Genomic DNA, 20,072 nt, shown 5'->3' with positions numbered 1-20,072 from the left:
ACCGAAGACGGCGGGATTTCTGCCGGTATGTGTGTTTTGACGGAGACGTGAGGGTCGACCATGCAGATCAGCGAGCTCGTTGCGATCCCCCGCCTGCGCCTGCGCTTCCTGAGCGGCGCCGAGCAGGCGCGGCGCGACGTCCGCTGGGTCTACACCACCGACCTGCTGGAGCCCGCCCGCTACCTCAGCGGCGGCGAGCTCGTCCTCACCGGCATGATGTGGCACAACCGGCCCGAGGACTCCGAGACGTTCGTGCGTTCGCTGGTCCGGGCCGACGTCGCCTGCCTGGCGGCCGGGACCGCGCTGGGGGAGGTCCCCGACGACCTCGTCCGCGCCTGCGAGCGCCACGGCATGCCGCTGCTGGAGGTGCCGCCCGAAACCGGTTTCGGCGCGGTGACCGAGGAGGCGATACGGCTGCTGGAACGCCGCCGCTTCGTCACCATCGCCGAGCGCCGCGACCGCCACCGCCGCCTGATGACCGAGGTCGCCACCGGCGGCGGGCTGTCCGAGGCCCTGACCGAGGCCGCGTGGGAGGCCGACGTCACCGCGTGGGTCCTCTCCGCCACCGGCCGCACCGTCGTGCAGACCGGCCCCACCCTGACGGCGGCCGAACGTACGGCGCTGGCCGGACGCTTCCTGACCGCGACGACCTTCCCGCTGCGGGTCGACCTGCCGCCCCGGGGCGAGGGCGCTCCCCGCGTCCTCACCCTCATGGCGGTGCGGGGCCGCGACCCCCACCCGCTCGCCGGCTGGTTCCTGGCCGTCACCGGCGACCACAACCGATGGCCGGAGGAGCGGCAGGAGGCCGTGGCCGAGCTGCTGTCCATCGTGGTCCTCGCCCGCAGCCGCGACGAGGAGAGGGCGGCCGACGACGCCCGGCGCGCGGAGGGGATCGCGGGACTGCTCACCGAGCAGCGCTTCGACGAGGTGGCCGCGCTGCTGAGAACCGCCGACCGCGACGGCGCCGGACCGACCGCGGGGCACGTCGTGCTCAGCGCGATGCTGCTGCCCCGGCCCCGCGTCCCCGACCTGGCCCGCCGGGTCGTCACCGAGCTCGTCGCGGCCCACCCCGGCGCGATCGTCACCGGCGAGGACGACGTGCTCGCGATCGTCCCGGTCGCCGAGGCGGAGGGCGCCGCGGAACTGCTGCGCGAGGAGATCGCCCACGGTGCCCGGGTCCTGGAACGCGGCCTGGGCGAGCACCGGCTGGTCGTGGGGGTCGCCTCGATGGCGCGCGACGTCGCGGGGTTGCGCGGCGCGGCCGTGGAGGCCCGCCACGCCCGCCGCCTGGCCGAGCTCCGGGGCGGTCCCTCGCGGGTGATCGCCGGCGCCGAGATCGACTCCCACGAACTGCTGCTGGCCTCGGTTCCCCAGGAGGTCCAGTCCTCTTACCGCGACCGGCTGCTGGGACCGCTGCTCGACTACGACCGCGACCACCGCTCCGACCTGGTCGAGACGCTGGAGACGTTCCTGCGCCACTCCGGGTCCTGGCAGCGCTGCGCCGCGGCGATGCACGTCCACGTCAACACGCTGCGCTACCGCATCGGCCGGATCGAGGAGCTGACCGGCCGCGACCTGAGCAGCCTGGAGCACCGCGTCGACCTGTTCCTCGCCCTGAAGCTGCGCGGCTGAGCCGCGGGGTGACGGCCCCAGGGCGGGCGGCGGGCTCCCGACGCCACCCGGCACGGCCGGCCGCGCCGGGTCGGTGCGCGGACCCCGGTCAGCGCCTTGAGACCGCCTCGGAGGCGCGGGTGAGGGCGTCCATCTCCTCCTCGGTGAGCCGCACCCGCGCGGCCTCCAGGAGGGCGGGAAGCTGGCCGGGGCGGCTCGCGCCGGCCGGCACGGCACTGACGTGCGGACGGGCCAGGACCCAGGCCAGGGCGATCGTGGCGATCTGGGTGGAGTGCGCCTCGGCGACGTCGGCGAGCACGTCCACCACCCGCAGCCCCGCGGAGGTGAGGTATCTCTTGGCCATGGGGCCGCGCGGCGCCGTGGCCAGGTCCTCCTCGGTGCGGTACTTGCCGGTCAGGAACCCCGAGGCGAGGGCGAAGTAGGGCATCACCCTCAGGCCGTGCCGGCCGGCCGCCGCCAGCAGGTCGGGTTCGTAGACGTCACGACGCACCAGGCTGTACTCGGGCTGCAACGCCACCGGCGGGGCGGCGCCGAGCCGCGCCGCGGTCTCCACCCAGGCGTCCACCCGCTCGGCCCGGAAGTCGGACAGGCCCATGTGGCGGACCTTGCCCTCGCGCACCAGGCGGTCGAACGCCCCGACGGTCTCCTCCAGCGGGGTGTCCTCGTCGTCGATGTGGGCGTAGTAGAGGTCGACGGCCTCCATGCCCAGACGGGTGAGGGAGGCCTCCGCCGCGGCGACGACGTTGTCGGCACCGAGCCCCCGGAACTGAGGGTGCTGGCCGACCTTGGTGGCGATGGCGACGTCGCGCGAACCCCTGCGCGCCAGCCACGCGCCGATGACCTCCTCGGACTCGCCGCCGCTGTGGCCGGGGGCCCAGACGGAGTAGGAGTCGGCGGTGTCGACGAGCGTGCCGCCGCCCTCCACGAAGGCGTCCAGGATCCGGTGTGAGGTGGCGACGTCGCTGGTCCAGCCGAAGACGTTGCCGCCCAGGACCAGGGGGTGGACGCGCAGGTCGGAGCCTGCCGGCTGCTTCACGTCCTCTTCTTTCCACGGATGACGACGGGGCCGTGGCCGGCGCGTGGCGCGCTGTGTGACCGGTTCCGACCCTAGCCCGCGCCTCCCCGCCGCCACGTCTTCACAGCGGGCGCGTCGTCTGGGATTCCGCGGCCGTTTCCGCTGCGACGCCCCGGGGAGTCCGGTGGTGGAACACGTCGGGGCCTGGGGTGGGAGCGGGGCTCCTCCCGGTCCCCGCCGCGTGCCGGTCGCGGCCTTGCGTGCGCGCGGTCGCCGCGGTGTCCCGCGTCGGCCTTCCCGAGGCCGTTCCGGCTCAGGGGCGGCGCCGAGACGGCGCGGGCCGCGGCTCGGCCGCCGTCCACCGGCAGGGGCGCCGATGACGAAGCGGGCCAGGTTCATGCGTCCAAGAAGGCCGAGGTGGCGGAGGAAGCGGCTCCGACGCCTGCGCGGTCGGATGAGGCGCTCGGCCACGGAGAGACAGGCGATCCGCGTGGGCCGGGTCAGCCGGCGTAGACCGCGGTGCCGCTCTCGCGTCCGCGCAGGGCCGCCGCGAGCCGGGGGGCGATGAGCGGGTGGACCATGTCGACCGCCCGCCGCGGGGGGACGAAGGCGTAGCCGTCCAGCTCCTCCTCCTGCAACGTGATGGCGGTGCCGGGGGCCAGCGCGCCGCAGTCGAAGACCAGGGACAGGAAGGGGCGGGGCCGGTCGCCGTGGGGCGGGCTCCAGTGGCAGGCCAGCAGCGCTCCCGCGGTCACCCGCAGGCCGGTCTCCTCGACCACCTCGCGTTCGCACGCCAGGTGGGGCGGTTCGCCGTGCTCGACGACCCCGCCGGGCAGCGTCCAGTGCTCGCGGTAGTTCGGGTCGACGATCAGCACGTCGCCGGAGACGTCGGTGATCAGGGCGGAGGCGGAGAGGTAGGCCGTGGGCAGGGAGGCGAACCATTGCTCCGGGGGGAGCTGTAGCGGCATGGGGGCAGGGTAGCCGATCTCCTCCGCTGGTGGGGCGCGGACGGAACTTCGGGATCTACGACGTAAAGGATGAGAAATATGGCATTCCGGCCTCCTCGAAGGGCACCACACGCGACCAGGAACAACCCGCGCCAAGGACCGTAACCCCGCCCACACCCCCGAATCCACCGATGTTTTCGGTCAGCCGACCCCGCGTCTTCGTTACGATCTCAAGGGTTCACGACACGGCGGAAGGCGGAGGTTGAGGCGTGGGCCCACTGGAGAGCGGCGACCCCGAACGGATCGGCCGGTACCGGCTGATCGGACGGCTGGGCGCCGGAGGTATGGGTCAGGTGTTCTTCGGCCGGTCCGTGGGAGGACGGGCGGTCGCGGTCAAGCGGATCCACCCCCACCTGGCCACCGACACGTCGTTCCGGCAGCGGTTCGCCCGCGAGGTTTCGGCGGCCCGACAGGTCAGCGGTGCCTTCACGGCGCCGGTCATCGACGCCGACCCCGAGGGGGAGGTGCCCTGGCTGGTCACCTCCTACGTCCCCTCCCTGCCCTTGGACGAGGCGGTCCGCTCCCTGGGACCGCTGCCCGAGGCCACGCTGCGGGTGCTCGCGGCCGGCCTGGCCGAGGCCCTCAGCGAGATCCACCGGGTGGGGCTGATCCACCGCGACCTCAAGCCCGGCAACGTCCTGCTCGCCGAGGACGGTCCGCGCGTCATCGACTTCGGCATCGCCCGCGCCACCGAGGGGACCGCCGCCACCCAGTCGGTCATCGGCACCCCCGGATTCATGTCCCCCGAACAGATCCAGGGCATGCCGTTGACCCCCAGGAGCGACATGTTCGCCTACGGGGCCGTCCTGGTCTACGCCGCCGGCGGCGTCGGGCCGTTCGGCGAGGGGTCGATGCCGACCATGGTCATGCGCATCCTCCAGCACGACCCCGACCTGTCGGCGGTGCCGCCGTCGCTGCGGCGTCTGGTCGGCGCCTGCCTGGCCAAGGACGAGCGGTACCGGCCCGGCCCCGGCGACGTGCTCGACGCGCTCGGCGATGTTCCGGCCGGCACCTCCTGGCTTCCGCCGGTCTTCCAGCGCGGCGTCCAGGAACAGGTCGCCAAGGTCAACGCCGCCCTCAGCGGGGCCTCCGCCGCCGACCCGGCCGACGGGGCGACCGCGGTGCTCGGCGGCGCGGCGCCCACCGGGCCCGGCACCACCCCGCCGACCGCGTTCCTCGACGACCGGAACGGGCGCACGGCCGGGCAGGACGCCACCTCGGTCATGGGCGTCGAGTCCGGCCGTACCGCCGGATACCCCTCGACCTCGGTCTACGCCGACAGCGGCCCCCTGGCTCCCCCCACCCCGCCCACCGCGGCGATGCCCCCGACCGGCCGCCACGGCAGCCCCGGCACCGCGGGGGACGAGTCCGCCTACGCCGACCTGTACCGCGGCTCGCGCGCCGACGAGGAACGCAGGCGGCGCGAGCGCGAGGAGGCCTACCGGCGCGAACAGCACCGTCTCCGCCAGGAGGAGGAGCGCGAGCGCCAACGCGAGGAGGAGGAACGGCGGCGCGAGCTCGCCCGCCAGGAGGAGCGCCGCCGTCGCGCCGAGGCCGAGCAGGCCCACCGCGAACGGCTCCGCGCCGAACGCGAGGCCGCGCGCCGGGCCGAGATGAACGCCCGGACCGCCGAGCAGCCCGGCCTGTGGAGCTTCGCCCGGCTCATCCCCCTGCTGATCATCCCGCTGATCCAGATCCCGCTGGGCTGGGGCGTCTCGCACGCCTGGCAGTGGTTCACCGCGTCGGACGCCTACTGGGGCGCGCCGTGGTACTACTCGGGCATCCTCACCTGGGACGGCTTCCTCCAGGCCCTCTACCTGGGCTATTTCCTGCTCAACAACGTGGTGTCGCTGGAGTACCTGGCCCGGTCGTTGCGGACCGGGTTCGTCACCGGCGTCATGCTGGCGGTGGCGGCCATCGCCGGCACCAACGGCGCGTTGTGGTACTTCGGTTTCTTCGGCTGAGCCCGCCGGTACGACTCGGACGGCCCCGTTCCTCGGAACGGGGCCGTCCGGCGTCTCCGCCGCTACGCGGGGCCGGGGACGCCCTGGGGAGCACCACCGCCGCTCGGTGCGGGCGGGCTTTCGCCCGGCGCGTGGTGGCGCTCCCGTGGTCAGTCCCGCGCCCCCGCGCGCAGCGCCGCGATGAACCACTCCCAGGCGGGCACGGTCGGCTCCATCGGGGGGTGGCCGTTGACGATGCCCAGGAGGATCCAGTACCGCTCGACGCGGGTGTCGGCGCCCATGGCGAAACGGTCGGCGAGTTCGGCGCGCCACCGAGGGGTGTCGGCCTGGTCGTACAGGCGGGCGATCGCCGGCGCCACCTCGGCGACGATCTGCTGGCCGGCCGGGCTCGCCGGGTCGATCCCGGCCTCCACCGCCGGCCGTGACCTCGCCACGACGAGCTCGGCCGCCTCCTGCTCGGCCCGCCCGGGGGCGAGCGGCTCACCCGCGGCCAGGGCGCGTTCCTGCGCCCGGGCCATTTCCCGGACCCGCGCGAGGTAGTCGGGGTCGCGGACCAGTTCGGCCAGTTCCACCCAGGCGTCGATCTGCTCGGGGGTGGGGTCGTCGGGAAGGTCGACCTGCACCGAGCGCATGCGGGCCACGAACTCCTCGTCCAGTTCCAGCCCGCCGAACACGGCGTCGTGGTAGTCGTCGATGATCCTGCGCCGTTCCTCCGCGGAGAGTCTGGCCAGTCGGTTCATGAGGGTGATGTCCTTTTCCGATGGGGTGCGGTGAGCCACGGTGCGCAGAACCGCCCGGCGCAGCCGCAGCAGGCGGATCTGGGCGTCCAGCGCGTCGGCGTGCGCCGCGGCTACTCCGCCGAGGTCGGCCTCGTGGGCCAGGACGCGGCGGATCGTCGCCAGGTCGATGCCGAGGTCACGCAGCGTCCGTACCAGCTCCAGCCGGGCGGCGGCCTCGGTGTTGTAGAGCCGGTAGCCGGAGGTGGTGCGTGTGGTGGGTGGGACGATGCCGGTGTCGGCGTAGTACCGGATCGTCTTGACCGGTAGGCCGGTGCTGCGCGACAGCTGGCCGATGGTGGACAGGCCGTGGCGTTCTTCCATGTCTGGAGTCTGGAGTCTCCAGTGGCTGGAGGGTCAACCCGGTTCCTCCGTCCGCGGTCCCGGTTAGGGTGCGTGGACCCACCGAGAGGGGAGGGCCGGATGGAGAGCATGCCGGCGGCGCTGGAGAGGCCGGTGCGCTGGATGGAGGCGCGGAGAGGCCCGTTGTGGCGGGTCGCGGCCTGGCTGCTGCGGTTCGGCTGGGCGCAGGCGTGGGCGTGCGCGTTCGCGGTGTGCCTGTTCGTGGGGCTGGCGTTGTCGTCCCTGCTGCCGCTGCCCCTGGCCCGCTACGACGCGATGCTGCTGTACGCGGTGGCGGTGACGGCGGTGTTCTGGTGGCTGCGGCTGGAGAGCGGCCGCGAGATCGCGGCCATCCTCGGCTTCCACGTCGTGGGGTTGGTGTTCGAGCTGTTCAAGGTCCACATGGGCTCGTGGTCCTACCCCGAGCCGGCCCTCACCAAGATCGCCGGGGTACCCCTGTACAGCGGCTTCCTCTACGCCGCGGTGGGCAGCTATGTGGTGCGCGCCTGGAAGCTGCTGGATCTGAGGCTGGAGGGGTACCGGCCGTGGGCCACCGCGCTGGTGGCCGCCGCGATCTACGTCAACTTCCTCACCCACCATTGGCTGCCGGACGCGCGCGTGGTGCTGGCGGTCGCGGTGGTCGTCGTGACGTGGGGGTCGTGGGTGGGGTTCCGCGTCGCGGAGCGCCGCCATCGCATGCCGTTGGCGGTCTCCTTCGCGCTGATCGGGTTCTTCCTGTGGGTGGCGGAGAACGTCGCGACGCTGCTCGGCGCCTGGAGCTACCCCGACCAGCTCCAGTCCTGGACGATGGTGCACCCGGCCAAGGCCGGGGCGTGGGCGCTGCTGGTCACGGTGTCGTTCGTCCTGGTCGTCTGCTGGAAGCGGCCCGACGGTACCGCGAGGCAGGCCCCGGCGTGACAGGCGGGGCCGGGCGCTCCCCCGTTCCTGAGGACGGGGCGCGGGAGGCCGGGGGCGTGCGTCCCACGGCGTCTTGAGTCCCACCCGGCCGCCAGGTGGCGGCCGATGCCCGCCGAGAGCACTGCCCGTCGGGGCCGCCTCCCCGCCGTGGGCGGGTTCGTTCACACGCGCCCCTAGGGGGCGGTCTGCTCGGCGGGGGCGGCGGGGGCGTGTGTGGTTGCCTCGGCCGGGCGGAGGAGGGCGCCGGTCGGGGAAGACGGGCGCGGCGGGGAAGGGCGGAGGCCCGCCGACAGTGGGTGAGGGGCGGGGGCGGCGCTGCGTCGGCGGGGCCGGCCCGCAGTCCCGCCTCCGCGCGCACGAGGTCCGGGGCAGGCAGGGCCGGCGGGACGGCGCACTCCCATAGAGCCTTATTATCTTCGTATGCGTGAAGGTAATAAGGTTTGCAGCTTCGGTCCGGAGAGCCCCTACGTGGACCTGGCCGCCGAGGTGTTCCGCCTGCTGGCCGACGCCACCAGGATCAGGATCATCCTCGCCCTGCGCGAGGGGGAGCGCTCGGTCAACGAGCTGGCCGAGGCCGTGGGCAAGTCGCCGACCACCGTCTCCCAGCACCTGGCGAAACTGCGTTGGGGACGGGTGGTGGCCACCCGCCAGGACGGCACCCGCGTCTTCTACAGCCTCCGGGACGAGCACGTCCGCGAACTGGTGGCCCAGGCGGTCTTCCAGGCCGAACACGCCCTGGAGGAGACCCCGGCCCACCACCGGGCCGGCGTGTCCATGCGACCGGGCCAGGACGCTCCGGCCTCCTGCCCCGCCAGCACCGGCGATGACACCCCCGAGGAGAAGGCGTGACCCAGACGCGGGTGCCGCCCGCCCCGCGGGACCGGGCCCTGGCCCGCCCTCCGTCGATCCTCGCCACCGGCGTGCGGCTGCCGGAGGTGCGCTGGGCTGCCGCCGCCCTGCTCCTGTTCCTGCTGGGATGGGGGATGCAGCTGGCCGCGGCCCCGGCGCCGCTGTGGTGGGCCGCCTACCTCGCCTGCTACGCCACGGGAGGCTGGGAACCGGCCCTGGCCGGCCTGCGCGCGCTGCGGGACAGGACTTTGGACGTCGACCTGCTGATGATCGTCGCCGCGATCGCCGCGGCCTCGATCGGGCAGGTCTTCGACGGGGCCCTGCTCATCGTCATCTTCGCGACCTCCGGCGCACTGGAGGCCGTCGTCACCCAGCGCACCGCCGACTCGGTGGACTCCCTGCTGAACCTGGCCCCCGAACAGGCCACCCTCCTGCGTGAGGACGGCACCACCGCCACCGTTGCCAGCCGCGACCTGACGCCCGGGCAGCGCATCCTCGTCCGCCCCGGCGAGCGCATCGGCGGCGACGGCACCGTCGTCGAGGGCATCAGCGAGGTCGACCAGCAGGCCATCACCGGCGAATCGGTGCCCGTGGTGCGCGGGGTGGGCGACGAGGTGCTCTCCGGCACCGTCAACGGCACCGGCACCCTGACCGTGCGGATCACCCGGGAGGCCGGCGCGTCGGTGATCGCGCGCATCGTCGCCCTGGTCGAGGAGGCGTCGGGGACCAAGGCCAGGACGCAGCTGTTCATCGAGAGGATCGAACAGGCCTACTCCTTCGGCGTGGTCGTCGCCACCCTGCTGGTGCTGGCCGTGCCGATGCTGTTCCTCGGCCACGCCTTCGAGCAGGCCCTGACGCGCGCGATCGTGTTCATGATCGTCGCCTCCCCGTGCGCGGTCGTGCTGTCGACCATGCCGCCGCTGCTGGCCTCCATCGCCAACGCCGGCCGCCACGGCGTCCTGGTCAAGTCGGCGACGGTCATGGAGACCGTCGGGCGTACCACGGTCGTCGCCTTCGACAAGACCGGGACCCTCACCGAGGGCGCGCCCGAGGTCACCGAGGTCGGGGCCGCGGCAGGGCACACCGAGGACGAGGTGCTCGCCCTGGCCGCGGCGGTGGAACGCTACAGCGAGCACCCCTTGGGCCGGGCGATCGCGCGCGCCGCCGCCGAACGCGACCTGGCCGTGCCCGAGGCCGTCGACTTCCGGGCCCTGCCCGGCCGCGGGGTCACCGGCCGGGTCGGGGGCCGCGCCGTCACCGTCGAGCGCGCCGACGCCGCCTCGGCCACCACCGGTACCGTCGTCGAGGTCCGGCGCGAGGGGGAACCGGTCGGCACGGTCACCCTCGTGGACCGCCTGCGCCCCGACGCCCGCGCGGCGGTCCAGGCCGTGGCCGGCCTCACCACGGCCCCGGCGATGCTGTTGACCGGCGACCACGCCTCCGCCGCGGCGGCGGTCGCCGAGCGCACCGGCGTCACATCGGTGCGCTCCCGCCTGATGCCCCAGGACAAGGTCGCCGTCGTCGAGGACCTGCAATCGCGAGGGGAACGGGTCCTGCTCGTCGGTGACGGTGTCAACGACGCCCCCGCCCTGGCCGCGGCCTCCACGGGCGTGGCGATGGGGCGCCGGGGGTCGGACCTGGCGCTGGACACCGCCGACGTCGTCATCGTGCGCGACGAACTGGGCGCGGTGGCCAACCTGGTGCGGCTGTCGCGCAGGGCCCGCCGGTACGTGATCGCCAACCTGGTCATCGCGGCGAGCGTCATCGCGGTGCTCGTCACCTGGGACCTGGTCGCCACCCTGCCGTTGGCGCTGGCCGTGGCAGGGCACGAGGGCTCCACCGTCCTGGTCGCGCTCAACGGCGCGCGCCTGCTGCGCCGCTCCGCGTGGCAGTCGGGGTGAGGCCGGGGGCCGTCGGGGCCGCCGGTCGCCGGATCGGTCGGCGGGGGCGCAGCGCCTTCTCCGGGGTTCGGCCGGGCCGGGGGAGGCCGGGTGAGACGGTGCGCGACCGCGCCGTAGACCCCGCCGGGGGCGTTGCCCCGAGCCGATCATCCTCTGGCCGCCGTCTCGGGACGGTGCGGGGACGAGCGCCGGAACGGCCGGGGAGCCGCCCGTCGAGGGGGACCTCACCGCCCCCGGGAGGGGGGCCGGTGCGAGACGTTCAGCGCCGGGTCCCCTCCGGCGCCGGGGTGTAGTGGTCCAGCGCGGCGCGCAGGTGCGCGGCCAGCGCCTCGCGTAGCTCGGGCGGGTCCAGCACCTCGATGTCGGGGCCGTAGCCGGCGAGCTCGGTCACGGCCTCCTCCACCCCCTCCAACGGCAAAACGCCCTCGCGGCGTCCGTCGGGGCCGGGCGGACCGAAGTCCTCGACGGCGGCGGCGGTGATGGCGGAGGACAGCAGACGCACCAGCTCACAGCCCCGTTCGGTGAGCCGGACCCGGGCGCGCAGCGAGTACCGGCCGACCTCGAACTCCCGGCACCACGTCGCCCAGTAGCGGGACAGGTCGAAGCCGGCCGGCCACGGCGCGGGCTCCTCGGTGACGGTGAGCTCGTCGACGCGGCTGACCCGGAAGGTGAGGGGGGAGCCGTCAGGGCGGATCGGATGCCGGCGGGCGACCAGATACCACACGCCGCCCTTGAGGACCAGGCCGAGCGGGTCGAGCAGGTGCTCGGCGGGCTCGCCGCGCCAGCGGCGGTAGCGCAGCCGGACACGGCGCCCCCGCCACACCGCGTCGGCCAGCGAGGACAGGTGCGGGGCCGCCTCGGGGGCGCGGAACCAGCCCGGCGCGTCCAGGTGGAACCTGCTGCGCACCCGTTCGGCCCGTTCGCGCAGTCCCTCCGGGAGGGCCGCCGCCAGCTTCAGGCTCGCCGCGGCCATCTCGGCGCCCAGCCCCAGCTGGGCGGCTGCCTCGGGCAGGCCGGTGAGGAACAGCGAGTCGGCCTCGGCCGCGGTCAGCCCCGTCAGCCGGGTGCGGTAGCCGTCGAGGAGGCGGTAACCACCGCCGGAGCCCCGGTCGGCGTAGACGGGGATCCCCGCGGCGTTCAGCGATTCGACGTCGCGGTAGATCGTCCGCTCCGACACCTCCAGTTCGGCGGCGAGCTGGGCGGCGGTCATGCGACCGCGGTTCTGCAACAGCAGGATCAGGGAGAGCAGCCGGTCCGCGCGCATCGCGCCGCCCTCACCGGGAGGTCCGGCCGGCGCCGAAGGCGCCGTCCCAGTCGGCGTAGCGGATCCGGTGGAGCTCGTCGACCTCGCCGACGGTGCCCCACTCGTCCCCGCCCAGCCGGGACAGCGGGCGTAGCCGGGTGATCTCGGGGTGCCCGTCGACGAACATGTCGGAGTCGATCGAGGCGTGCACGACCCGCCCGAACACCACCGTGGAGTCGCCCAACCGCAACGTCGAGTGCAGCCGGCACTCCAGCGCCACGGGGGAGCCCGCGACCCGGGGCGGCGCGACCACGGCGCTGGCGGCGCGTTCCAGGCCGACCGCGTCGAACTCCCCTATCTCGGGAGGAAAGTCCGTGGCCGTCGCGTTGACCTCGCGCCGCAGCGGTTCGGGGGCGAGGTTGACGACGAACTCCCCGCTCGCCTCGACGTTGCGCAGGGTGTCCTTGCGCCCCACCGAGGAGAACTGCACGATCGGCGGCCGGGCGCACGCGACGTTGAAGAACGAGTGCGGCGCGAGGTTGTCGACGCCGTCGGGCGAGGTCGTGGAGACCCAGGCGATGGGCCGGGGCACCACCACCGCGGTGAGGAACCGGTAGAAGCGGCGGTCGCCGAGATCATCGGGGTCGAGGTTGGTACGCATCGCCCTCCCACCCTAGGGGTTCCCCGCGCCGCGACGGTCCCGGCCCTTGGGCGGCCCGGGACGGCGGGGGATACTGGCGGGCGTGGAGCTGATCGGGATCGATGACGTCACCGCCGCGGCCGAGCGCGTCGCCGGCCATATCGTGCGCACCCCGCTGCTGCCCTGCCCCTGGGACCGCGCCGGGCTGTGGCTGAAGCCGGAGAACCTCCAGCCGGTGGGCGCGTTCAAGATCCGGGGCGCGGTCAACGCCCTGTCCCGGCTGAGCCCGCGCGCCCGCGCGGCCGGGGTGGTCACCCACTCCTCGGGCAACCACGGCCGGGCGCTGGCCCACGCGGCCCGGGAGATGGGCGCGCGCTGCACGGTGGTCGTGCCCCACGGGGCGCCGCGGGTGAAGGTCGAGGCGATGCGCGCGGCGGGGGCGCGGATCGTCCCGGTCCCCGCGGCCGAGCGGGCCGCCGTGGCCCGGGCGCTCGCCGACGAGGAGGGGCTGACCCTGGTCCCGCCGTTCGACCATCCCGACGTGATCGCCGGTCAGGGCACGGTCGGCCTGGAGATCGTGGCCGACCTGCCCGAGGTGGAGGTGGTCCTGGTGCCGGTGGGCGGCGGCGGACTGGCGGCCGGGGTGGCCACGGCGGTCCGGGCCCGGTGCCCGCGGGCGCGGGTCGTCGGGGTGGAGCCGGAGCTGGCCGCCGACGTGGCCGAGGGGCTGGCCCTGGGGCGCCTGGTCACCTGGTCGCCCCAGCGCACCGCGCGCACCATCGCCGACGGGGTTCGGGTGGGGCCGTCGGAGTTGACGTTCGCCCACCTCAGGGAGCGGCTGGAGGGCGTCGTCACGGTCTCGGAGGAGGAGATCCGCGCGGCCATGGGGGTGCTGGCGCGCCAGGCCCGCCTGGTGGCCGAGCCCAGCGGGGCGCTCGCCCTGGCCGCCCACCTGTCGGGACGCGCCCCCGCCGGCCGGACGGTCGCGGTGGTCAGCGGCGGCAACGTCGACCCGGGCCTGCTGGCCGAGGTGGTCGCCGAGGACGGGGGCGGCGGGCCGGACGCCGAGGGAGGGGCGTCCGGCCGCGCGTGACCGTGGAGCCGGCCGCGGTCGCCTCCGGTCAGCCGGAGGGGACCAGGTGGTTGAACCTGTCGTCGGCGACGTCGGCGATGTCGGGGGCCGAGGGGATCTCCCCGGCCTCGGCGAAGGCGTCGGCGAGCGCCTGCTCGCTGTCGACGAGGGCGTCGTCGACGGGGCGGGGGGTCGCGGCGCGCCGTTGCGCCGCGACCCGGGTGATCTCCACGGGCAGCCCGCTGTGCTGTGACCACACCTCGGCGTAGCGCTCGGGGTGCTCCCGGCTCCACAGCACGGCCCGGTGGATGCGTTCGACGTAGTCCTCCAGCGCGGCCTCCTTGGCCGGGTCCTCCAGCACGGCGGCGTTGGCCACCTGGAAGGAGTAGGTGTTGCTGTAGCCCTCGGCGTCGACCAGGATCCGCGCCCCGGCCAGGGACTCGGCCTGGGCGACGTAGGGGTCCCACACCGCCCAGGCGTCCACCCGCCCCTCGGAGAAGGCGGCGAGCGCGTCGGCGGGCTGGAGGTATTCGACCTCCAGTTCGTCGAAGCCGATCCCCTCGCCGTCGAGGACGCCCAGCAGGTGGGCGTGGGCCGAGCTGCCCCGCGCCACGGCGACTGTGGCCCCCCGAAGGTCGGCGGGGTCGGTGATGGCGCTGTCGGGGGGCACCAGGACCGAGGAGCCCTTGGGGGAGCTGTCGAAGGCGGCCACGATCCTGATGTCGGATCCGGCCGCGGCGGCGAAGACGGGCGGGGCGTTGCCGACCTGGCCGATGTCCACGGCCCCCGCGTGCACGGCTTCGAGGAGGGGCGGGCCGGAGGTGAAGGTCGACCACTCGATGGCATAGGGCAGGTCGTCCAGTTCGCCGGCCGCCTCCAGCAGGGGGCGCGCTCCGGCGATCTGGTCGCCGACCAGCAGGGTGACCGTGTCGGGGTCGGTGGTGGTGGCCGCCCCGGTGGAGCATGCGGTGCCCGATACCAGCAGGGCGGTCGTCACGGCGAGGGCGAGGAGGGGGCGGGTCATGGTTGTCCTGTCCGGGTGGCGCCGAGTTCGGTGAGGAGTCGGGAGCGGAGCGCGGCGAGGCGGCCGTCCTCGCGCGGCCGTGGCCGGTCCAGGTCGACGGCCACGTCGTGGGCGATGCGCCCGTCGGCGAGGACGAGGACGCGGTCGGCGAGCAGCAGGGCCTCGTCGACGTCGTGGGTGACCAGCAGCACCCCTGGACGGTGCCGCCGCCACAGCCGCAGCACCAGGTCGTGCATGGTGATCCTGGTCAGCGCGTCCAGCGCGCCGAACGGTTCGTCGAGGAGCAGCAGTCCGGGTTCGCGCACCAGCGCGCGGGCCAGGGAGACCCGCTGGGCCTCCCCGCCGGACAGGGTGAGCGGCCAGGCGTCGGCCCGTTCGGCCAGCCTCACCTCGGCCAGCGCGGCGAGCGCGTCCTCGCGCGGCCGGGCCGAACCCAGCCCCAGCGCGACGTTGGCCCACACCCGTTTCCACGGCAGCAGTCGCGGGTCCTGGAAGGCGACCATGGTCGGCCCGGGCACGGTGACCTCGCCGTCGAAGTCCTGGTCCAGGCCGGCGAGCACCCGCAGCAGGGTGGACTTGCCCGAGCCGCTGCGCCCGAGCAGGGCGACGAACTCCCCGGCGCCGATGTCCAGGTCGACCCCGTCGAGGACGGCGCGCCCGGCGAAGGAGCGGCCCACCGCCCGCAGCCGGGCGGCGTCGGGCGGGGGCGTCCCGACGGGCGGGACGGGGGGTCGGGTCAGGCCGGGGCCAGTCCGTGGCGCCATGCCAGCGCCCTCCTTTCGAGCAGGCGGACGAACGCGTCGGTGAGCAGGCCGAGCAGGCTGTAGACGAGGAGTCCGAGCACGACGATGTCGGTGCGCAGGAACTCGCGGGCGCTGTTGATCATGAAGCCCAGTCCGGCGTCGGCGTTGATCTGCTCGGCGACGATCAGCGCCAGCCACGCCGACCCCAGGCCCAGGCGCAGGCCGACCAGGAGGCCGGGCAGCGCGCCGGGGACCACCACGTGGCCGATCACCCCGGCGCGCGGCAGCCGCAGCACGGCGGCGAGTTCGCCGAACCTCGCGTCCACCCCCTGGACGCCGGCCAGGGTGTTGACGTAGAGGGGGATGGCCACGGCCAGGGCGATCAGCGTGACCTTGGGGGTCTCGCCGATGCCGAACCACAGGATGAACAGGGGGATGAGGCCGAAGATCGGCAGGGTCCGCAGCATCTGCAACGGGGGGTCGACCAGGTTCTCGCCCCAGCGGCTCAACCCGGCGAGCAGGGCCAGTCCGACGCCGGCGCCCGCGCCGATGGCGAAGCCGGCGACGACGCGGCGCAGGGAGACGCCGATGGCGGCGCCCAGCGTGCCGTCGCCCAGCAGGTCTGTCGCGGTGGCCGCGATGGTGGTGGGGGAGGGCAGCAGCCGTTCGGGGATGACGCCCAGCATCGCCCCCGTCTGCCACAGCGCGAGCAGGGCGAGGGGGCTGACCCAGCGGTGCCAGGAGCGTGACCGGCGGGGCCGGCGGGAGGGGGCGGGCGCGGGGGAGCCGGCGGGCGGCGCGGCGATGGGGGTGCGGGGCGGCGCGTCGGTGTCCGGCGTGCTCACGGGGACCTCCGGGGAGACGGGACGGTGGGGGTCAACCACGCGCTGTGGCGGGGAGGGGCGGCGGGCTCAGGGGTGCCGGGCGCGCGGCGGGGCGGGCCGGCGCGCCGGCCGGGTGGGTCCACAGGCCGCGTTCGCCCAGGAGGGGGAGCACGCCCTCGCCGAACCAGTACGCCTCTTCCAGGTGGGGGTAACCGGACAGGATGAACTCGTCCAGGCCGAGCCGGTGGTACTCCTCGATCCGGTCGGCCACCTCGCGGTGGCTGCCCACCAGCGCGGTGCCGGCGCCGCCGCGCACCAGGCCCACCCCGGCCCACAGGTTGGGGGCGATCTCCAGGTTCTCGGTGCGCCCGCCGTGGAGTTCGCGCATCCGGCGCTGCCCCTCCGACTCGCTGCCGGCCAGCCCCTTTTGGGCGTGGGCGATGGTGGCGGGGTCCAGGCGCGCCAGGAGCCGGTGGGCCTGCTCCCACGCCTCCTCGGCGGTGTCGCGGGTGATGACGTGCAGCCGGATGCCGTAGCGCAGGGCGCGGCCCCGCCGCGCGGCCAGGTCGCGGACCCGGCCGATCTTCTCGGCGACGGCGCCGGGGGGTTCGCCCCAGGTGAGGTAGGTGTCGACGTGCCCGGCGGCGACGTCGAGCGCGGCGGGGGAGGAGCCGCCGAAGTACAGGGGCGGGGGCGGGGTGGGCGTGGTGAGCAGGCGGGCGCCCTGGACCCGTAGGTGGCGGCCGGCGAGGTCGACCGTCTCGCCCCGCCACAGCCGGGTGAGGATCTGGAGGAACTCCGCCGTGCGCGCGTAGCGCTCGTCCTTGTCGAGGAAGTCGCCGTGGGCCCGTTGTTCGGCCGACTCCCCGCCGGTGACCACGTTGAGCAGGAGCCGGCCGCCGCTGATCCGCTGGAAGGTGGTGGCCATCTGCGCGGCGAGGGTGGGGGAGAGCAGTCCGGGGCGGAAGGCCACGAGGAACTTCAGCCGTTCGGTGGCGGTGGTCAGCGCCGCCGTGCTCAGCCAGGCGTCCTCGCACTGCGTCCCGGTGGGGGTGAGGACCCCCTCGAAGCCGAGCTGTTCGGCGGCGCGGGCGATCTGGAGCAGGTAGGCGGGGGTGGGTTCGCGGGTGCGGTCCGCGGTGTTCTGTTCGGCGCCGTGCCCGCCGCCGACGATGCCGCGGCCATCACCGCTGGTGGGCAGGAACCAGTGGAACGTCACAGCCATAGGGGGTCCTTCCGGTCGGCCCGGGGAGGGTCCCGGGCGCATGGCGGTGTGGCCGCGCCGCGGGGCGGGCGGCCGCGCCGGTGGCCACGGGACCAGCGTGATCCAGTTAGCCAACTTTGTCAACCAATAAAGTAGGGAATAGGTGGCGTGGGCGTCCCGGCCACCCGCACCGGCCCGTCACGCCCCGGGTGTGCGACCCTGAACCTCGGGGCCGTTACCCGCGGCCCCCCAAGGGAGGAGGACGACGGTGGAGGTTTTCGGCGGGCTGGACGTACCGATGGTGGCCGCGCCCATGGCCGGCGGCGCGAGCACCCCCGCCCTCGTCGCGGCGGTGACGCGGGCCGGCGGACTGGGATTCCTGGCCGCGGGCTACCGGACCGCCGAGGAGACCGCGGCCCAGATCCGCGAACTCCGCTCGCTCACCGACGCGCCCTTCGGGGTCAACCTCTTCGTCCCCGGCCCCGACACCGCCGACCCGGACACGGTCGCCGCGTACCGGGCCCGGCTCGAACCCGAGGCGCGCCGCCTCGGCGTCGAGCTGGGCCCGGCCCGCTGGCACGACGACGCCTTCGCCGAGAAGGTCGACCTGCTCGCGGCCGATCCCGTCCCCGTCGTCTCCTTCACCTTCGGCCTGCCCCCGCGTCCGGCGGTCACCGCCCTGCACGCCGCGGGCAGCGCCGTCGTCGTCACCGTCACCACCCCCGAGGAGGCCCGCGCCGCGGTCGAGGCCGGAGCCGACGCCCTGTGCGTCCAGGGCGCCCAGGCCGGCGGGCACCAGGGCTCCTTCGACGACGCCCGGGAGCGCACCGAACCGCTGGAGCGCCTGCTGCCCGCCGTCCGCGCGGCGGTGGACGTCCCGCTGATCGCCGCGGGCGGCGTCACCGGCGCCGAGGAGGTGCGCGCCGTCCTGGCCGAGGGGGCCATCGCCGCCCAGCTCGGCACCGCGCTGCTGCGCACCCCCGAAAGCGGCGCCTCGGCCACCCACAAGGACGCGCTCGCCGACCCCCGCTTCACCGCCACGGCGGTGACCCGCGCCTTCAGCGGGCGCCGCGCCAGGGGGCTGGTCAACCGGTTCCTCGCCGAACACGACGCCCAGGCCCCGGCCGCCTACCCCCAGGTCCACTACCTGACCGGCCCGGTGCGCGCCGCCGCGGCCCGCGCGGGGGACGCCACGACCCTGCACCTGTGGGCCGGGACGGGGTTCCGCGCCGCCCGCCCCCTCCCCGCGGCCGAGGTCGTCGCCGAGATCGCCGCGGACCTGTGACCTTGCGCACCGACGACGGCGCGGAGAGGCCCTCGGCGCGCCCCCTCCTCCTGTGGCCGTTGCTGACCGTGGCGTTCGCCCTGCACAACCTGGAGGAGTACCTGGCCGATCTGCCGGCGTGGGCCTCGGTCCCGGGACGCTTCCCCGGGGGATTCCCCGTCTCCACGCCCGCGTTCGGCAGCGCCCTCCTGCTGCTCACCCTGGCCTTCGCCGCGCTGGCGGCCTTCGCCGTCCTCCGCCGCCCCGCCTGGAGCGGCGCGGCGCTGGCCTGCGCGGCGCTGGCCCTGCTCCTCAACGCGGTCTCCCACGTGCTCGTGAGCCTGCTGGTCTGGAGCGTCATGCCCGGCCTGGTCTCCGCGCTCCTCGTGCTGGCGCCCGTGTGCCTGTCGTCGCTGCGCTCGCCGCCTCGGGGCACGGTCTCGACGTGGACCGTGGTCGGGGCGGTCCTGCTCGCCCTACTGGTGCCCGCCGCCTCACTGTTCCTCGGGGCCCGCTTCCCGCTCCCCTGGTGACGGCGGTGTTCGGGGGCGCCTGGTGGAGACGGCGCCGGGGTTTCAGGAATGGGTCGCCAGGTGTTCCAGCAACGGGCCGGTGACGCGGGCGGGGTCCTCCTCGGGCAGCCAGTGGCTGGCCCCGGTGAGGGGCAGGTAGGAGTAGGGCGCCGACACCCAGGCCGCGGTCGCCTCGGCGGCCTGCGCGGTGAACGCCAGGTCGTGCTCACCCCAGACGTACAGCGTCGGGACGGTGATCGCCGGAACCTCGGCGTCGCCGCTGTCAAGGGCCCGGTACCAGCTCAGCGCGGCGGTGAGCGCGCCCGGCCGCGACAGCCGGCGCACGTTGTCCTCGACCAGCTCCGCGGGGACCCGGCCCTCGTATATGGCGCGCAGCCGCGCGGCGTCGTCGGCCAGCAGCACCTCCTCGGCCTTGCCCTCGGTCCGAAACAGCCGGATGTAGGCCAGCCGGCCACGCTGCTCCTCCGAGGCCGCGGAGACCTCGGTCAGCGCCTGGGGGTGCGGGGTGGCCAGCACCGTCAGCGAGATCAGCCGTTCGGGGCGGCGCGCGGCGGCCGGCCAGCACAGCACCCCGCCCCAGTCGTGTCCGACCAGGTGGAACCGTTCGGCGCCCAGCTCGTCGGCGAAACCGAACAGGTCGTCGAGCAGTTCGGACACCACGTAGTCGCGGACGTCGCCGGGGCGCGCGCCGGGGGAGTAGCCGCGCTGGTCCACGGCCACCGCGCGGTAACCGGCGTCGGCCACCGACAGCAGCTGGGCCCGCCACGAGGTGGCGAACTCGGGGAAGCCGTGCAGGAACAGCACCAGGGGTCCGTCCTCGGGACCCGCCGCCAGGGCGTCGAACGTCAGGAGGCCACGCCGCAGCGTCAGCCTCTCGGCTCCGGGAACGAGGTCGTGGGACATGCTCCGCCTCTCGCTGGGAAGGCCTCCGCCACGCCGTAGCCTACGCCGCCGCGCCGCGCGGGTCCGCGCTGCGCGGCCGGGTGTCGCCGGGCAGGGACGCGCAGGCGCCGCGTGCGGGGGACCACCGCCCGCCGGAGGGGAGGGACCCGACCGGCGGACGCCGCCCGCCTCCGGCCGCACCGCCACAGGCCCGGTGACCTCGGGGGAGCGGCGCACTA

18 protein-coding genes are annotated in these 20,072 nt (G+C 75.0%); 8 read left to right on the top strand and 10 right to left on the bottom strand.

Translation table 11 applies throughout. The features are described from left to right. Positions 1-60: 60 nt before the first annotated feature. Complete coding sequence (locus tag ACYVHU_RS22930) at positions 61-1,632, top strand: PucR family transcriptional regulator (RefSeq protein ID WP_078760917.1); 1,572 nt, start codon at positions 61-63, stop codon at positions 1,630-1,632. An 88-nt stretch (positions 1,633-1,720) separates the two neighbouring features. Here ACYVHU_RS22930 and ACYVHU_RS22925 read toward each other — a convergent pair whose 3' ends face one another. Next, the gene (locus tag ACYVHU_RS22925; RefSeq protein ID WP_498949481.1) at positions 1,721-2,668 is read right to left on the bottom strand and encodes an aldo/keto reductase; all 948 of its coding nucleotides are present in this window, start codon (positions 2,666-2,668) and stop codon (positions 1,721-1,723) included. Between the two features lie 479 nt (positions 2,669-3,147). Further along, positions 3,148-3,615, bottom strand: coding sequence for an NUDIX domain-containing protein (locus ACYVHU_RS22920; protein ID WP_078760919.1), 468 nt, complete (start codon positions 3,613-3,615; stop codon positions 3,148-3,150). A 248-nt stretch (positions 3,616-3,863) separates the two neighbouring features. Between ACYVHU_RS22920 and ACYVHU_RS22915 the strand changes: the two genes are divergently transcribed. Next, positions 3,864-5,618, top strand: coding sequence for a serine/threonine-protein kinase (locus ACYVHU_RS22915; protein ID WP_078760920.1), 1,755 nt, complete (start codon positions 3,864-3,866; stop codon positions 5,616-5,618). Positions 5,619-5,767: 149 nt separating this feature from the next. Here ACYVHU_RS22915 and ACYVHU_RS22910 read toward each other — a convergent pair whose 3' ends face one another. Further along, a complete protein-coding gene (locus tag ACYVHU_RS22910) occupies positions 5,768-6,718 on the bottom strand; it encodes a MerR family transcriptional regulator (RefSeq protein WP_078760921.1) in 951 nt (316 codons plus the stop codon). Between the two features lie 99 nt (positions 6,719-6,817). Here ACYVHU_RS22910 and ACYVHU_RS22905 point away from each other — a divergent pair, with 99 nt between their 5' ends. The 3 genes from ACYVHU_RS22905 (at position 6,818) to ACYVHU_RS22895 (ending at position 10,404) form a co-directional block, all read left to right on the top strand. Beyond that, on the top strand, positions 6,818-7,654 hold the full coding sequence (locus ACYVHU_RS22905; protein WP_235000838.1) for a DUF817 domain-containing protein: 837 nt from the start codon (positions 6,818-6,820) through the stop codon (positions 7,652-7,654). A 420-nt stretch (positions 7,655-8,074) separates the two neighbouring features. Then, positions 8,075-8,503 (top strand): ArsR/SmtB family transcription factor, encoded by a 429-nt coding sequence (locus tag ACYVHU_RS22900; protein ID WP_432940186.1) that lies wholly within the window; start codon positions 8,075-8,077, stop codon positions 8,501-8,503. Continuing rightward, positions 8,500-10,404 (top strand): heavy metal translocating P-type ATPase, encoded by a 1,905-nt coding sequence (locus ACYVHU_RS22895; protein WP_078760923.1) that lies wholly within the window; start codon positions 8,500-8,502, stop codon positions 10,402-10,404. Before ACYVHU_RS22900 ends, ACYVHU_RS22895 begins: the two co-directional genes overlap by 4 nt. 259 nt (positions 10,405-10,663) lie before the next feature. Here the strand turns inward: ACYVHU_RS22895 and ACYVHU_RS22890 are convergent, their stop codons facing one another. Together ACYVHU_RS22890 and ACYVHU_RS22885 are read right to left on the bottom strand one after the other, a co-directional pair. Next, positions 10,664-11,668: a helix-turn-helix transcriptional regulator gene (locus ACYVHU_RS22890; protein ID WP_078760924.1), complete on the bottom strand. Its 1,005-nt coding sequence runs from the start codon at positions 11,666-11,668 to the stop codon at positions 10,664-10,666. A gap of 10 nt (positions 11,669-11,678) precedes the next feature. After that, positions 11,679-12,308 (bottom strand): flavin reductase family protein, encoded by a 630-nt coding sequence (locus ACYVHU_RS22885; RefSeq protein ID WP_078760925.1) that lies wholly within the window; start codon positions 12,306-12,308, stop codon positions 11,679-11,681. 82 nt (positions 12,309-12,390) lie between these two features. On the opposite strand from ACYVHU_RS22885, the gene ACYVHU_RS22880 reads away from it, so the two are divergent. Beyond that, complete coding sequence (locus tag ACYVHU_RS22880; RefSeq protein WP_078760926.1) at positions 12,391-13,380, top strand: threonine ammonia-lyase; 990 nt, start codon at positions 12,391-12,393, stop codon at positions 13,378-13,380. Between the two features lie 28 nt (positions 13,381-13,408). Here ACYVHU_RS22880 and ACYVHU_RS22875 read toward each other — a convergent pair whose 3' ends face one another. The 4 genes from ACYVHU_RS22875 to ACYVHU_RS22860 are packed head-to-tail and all read right to left on the bottom strand — an operon-like array spanning position 13,409 to position 17,175. Continuing rightward, positions 13,409-14,383, bottom strand: a complete 975-nt coding sequence (locus ACYVHU_RS22875) for an ABC transporter substrate-binding protein (RefSeq protein ID WP_078760927.1) — start codon at positions 14,381-14,383, stop codon at positions 13,409-13,411. Beyond that, a complete protein-coding gene (locus ACYVHU_RS22870) occupies positions 14,380-15,147 on the bottom strand; it encodes an ABC transporter ATP-binding protein (RefSeq protein WP_498949479.1) in 768 nt (255 codons plus the stop codon). The genes ACYVHU_RS22875 and ACYVHU_RS22870 overlap by 4 nt, the downstream gene beginning before the upstream one ends. Beyond that, positions 15,120-15,971 (bottom strand): ABC transporter permease, encoded by an 852-nt coding sequence (locus ACYVHU_RS22865; RefSeq protein ID WP_078760929.1) that lies wholly within the window; start codon positions 15,969-15,971, stop codon positions 15,120-15,122. The genes ACYVHU_RS22870 and ACYVHU_RS22865 overlap by 28 nt, the downstream gene beginning before the upstream one ends. A gap of 31 nt (positions 15,972-16,002) precedes the next feature. Further along, positions 16,003-17,175, bottom strand: coding sequence for an LLM class flavin-dependent oxidoreductase (locus ACYVHU_RS22860; RefSeq protein ID WP_078760930.1), 1,173 nt, complete (start codon positions 17,173-17,175; stop codon positions 16,003-16,005). A 277-nt stretch (positions 17,176-17,452) separates the two neighbouring features. On the opposite strand from ACYVHU_RS22860, the gene ACYVHU_RS22855 reads away from it, so the two are divergent. Together ACYVHU_RS22855 and ACYVHU_RS22850 are read left to right on the top strand one after the other, a co-directional pair. Next, on the top strand, positions 17,453-18,439 hold the full coding sequence (locus ACYVHU_RS22855) for a nitronate monooxygenase (RefSeq protein ID WP_078760985.1): 987 nt from the start codon (positions 17,453-17,455) through the stop codon (positions 18,437-18,439). Next, complete coding sequence (locus ACYVHU_RS22850; RefSeq protein WP_498949478.1) at positions 18,436-18,951, top strand: HXXEE domain-containing protein; 516 nt, start codon at positions 18,436-18,438, stop codon at positions 18,949-18,951. Before ACYVHU_RS22855 ends, ACYVHU_RS22850 begins: the two co-directional genes overlap by 4 nt. Positions 18,952-18,993: 42 nt before the next feature. Here the strand turns inward: ACYVHU_RS22850 and ACYVHU_RS22845 are convergent, their stop codons facing one another. After that, positions 18,994-19,854: an alpha/beta fold hydrolase gene (locus ACYVHU_RS22845; protein ID WP_078760932.1), complete on the bottom strand. Its 861-nt coding sequence runs from the start codon at positions 19,852-19,854 to the stop codon at positions 18,994-18,996. Positions 19,855-20,072: the final 218 nt, after the last annotated feature.

It is taken from the genome of Marinactinospora endophytica, from assembly GCF_054780875.1.
This window is presented reverse-complemented; position numbering and strand designations above follow the sequence as displayed.

Bases quoted from the DNA above. Each gene is read 5' to 3' on its own strand.
- ACYVHU_RS22860 (WP_078760930.1), bottom strand. From the start codon at position 17,175: ATGGCTGTGACGTTCCACTGGTTCCTGCCCACCAGCGGTGATGGCCGC.
- ACYVHU_RS22905 (WP_235000838.1), top strand. From the start codon at position 6,818: ATGGAGAGCATGCCGGCGGCGCTGGAGAGGCCGGTGCGCTGGATGGAG.
- ACYVHU_RS22900 (WP_432940186.1), top strand. From the start codon at position 8,075: ATGCGTGAAGGTAATAAGGTTTGCAGCTTCGGTCCGGAGAGCCCCTAC.
- ACYVHU_RS22845 (WP_078760932.1), bottom strand. From the start codon at position 19,854: ATGTCCCACGACCTCGTTCCCGGAGCCGAGAGGCTGACGCTGCGGCGT.
- ACYVHU_RS22910 (WP_078760921.1), bottom strand. From the start codon at position 6,718: ATGGAAGAACGCCACGGCCTGTCCACCATCGGCCAGCTGTCGCGCAGC.
- ACYVHU_RS22875 (WP_078760927.1), bottom strand. From the start codon at position 14,383: ATGACCCGCCCCCTCCTCGCCCTCGCCGTGACGACCGCCCTGCTGGTA.
- ACYVHU_RS22870 (WP_498949479.1), bottom strand. From the start codon at position 15,147: ATGGCGCCACGGACTGGCCCCGGCCTGACCCGACCCCCCGTCCCGCCC.
- ACYVHU_RS22855 (WP_078760985.1), top strand. From the start codon at position 17,453: ATGGTGGCCGCGCCCATGGCCGGCGGCGCGAGCACCCCCGCCCTCGTC.
- ACYVHU_RS22920 (WP_078760919.1), bottom strand. From the start codon at position 3,615: ATGCCGCTACAGCTCCCCCCGGAGCAATGGTTCGCCTCCCTGCCCACG.
- ACYVHU_RS22930 (WP_078760917.1), top strand. From the start codon at position 61: ATGCAGATCAGCGAGCTCGTTGCGATCCCCCGCCTGCGCCTGCGCTTC.
- ACYVHU_RS22890 (WP_078760924.1), bottom strand. From the start codon at position 11,668: ATGCGCGCGGACCGGCTGCTCTCCCTGATCCTGCTGTTGCAGAACCGC.
- ACYVHU_RS22885 (WP_078760925.1), bottom strand. From the start codon at position 12,308: ATGCGTACCAACCTCGACCCCGATGATCTCGGCGACCGCCGCTTCTAC.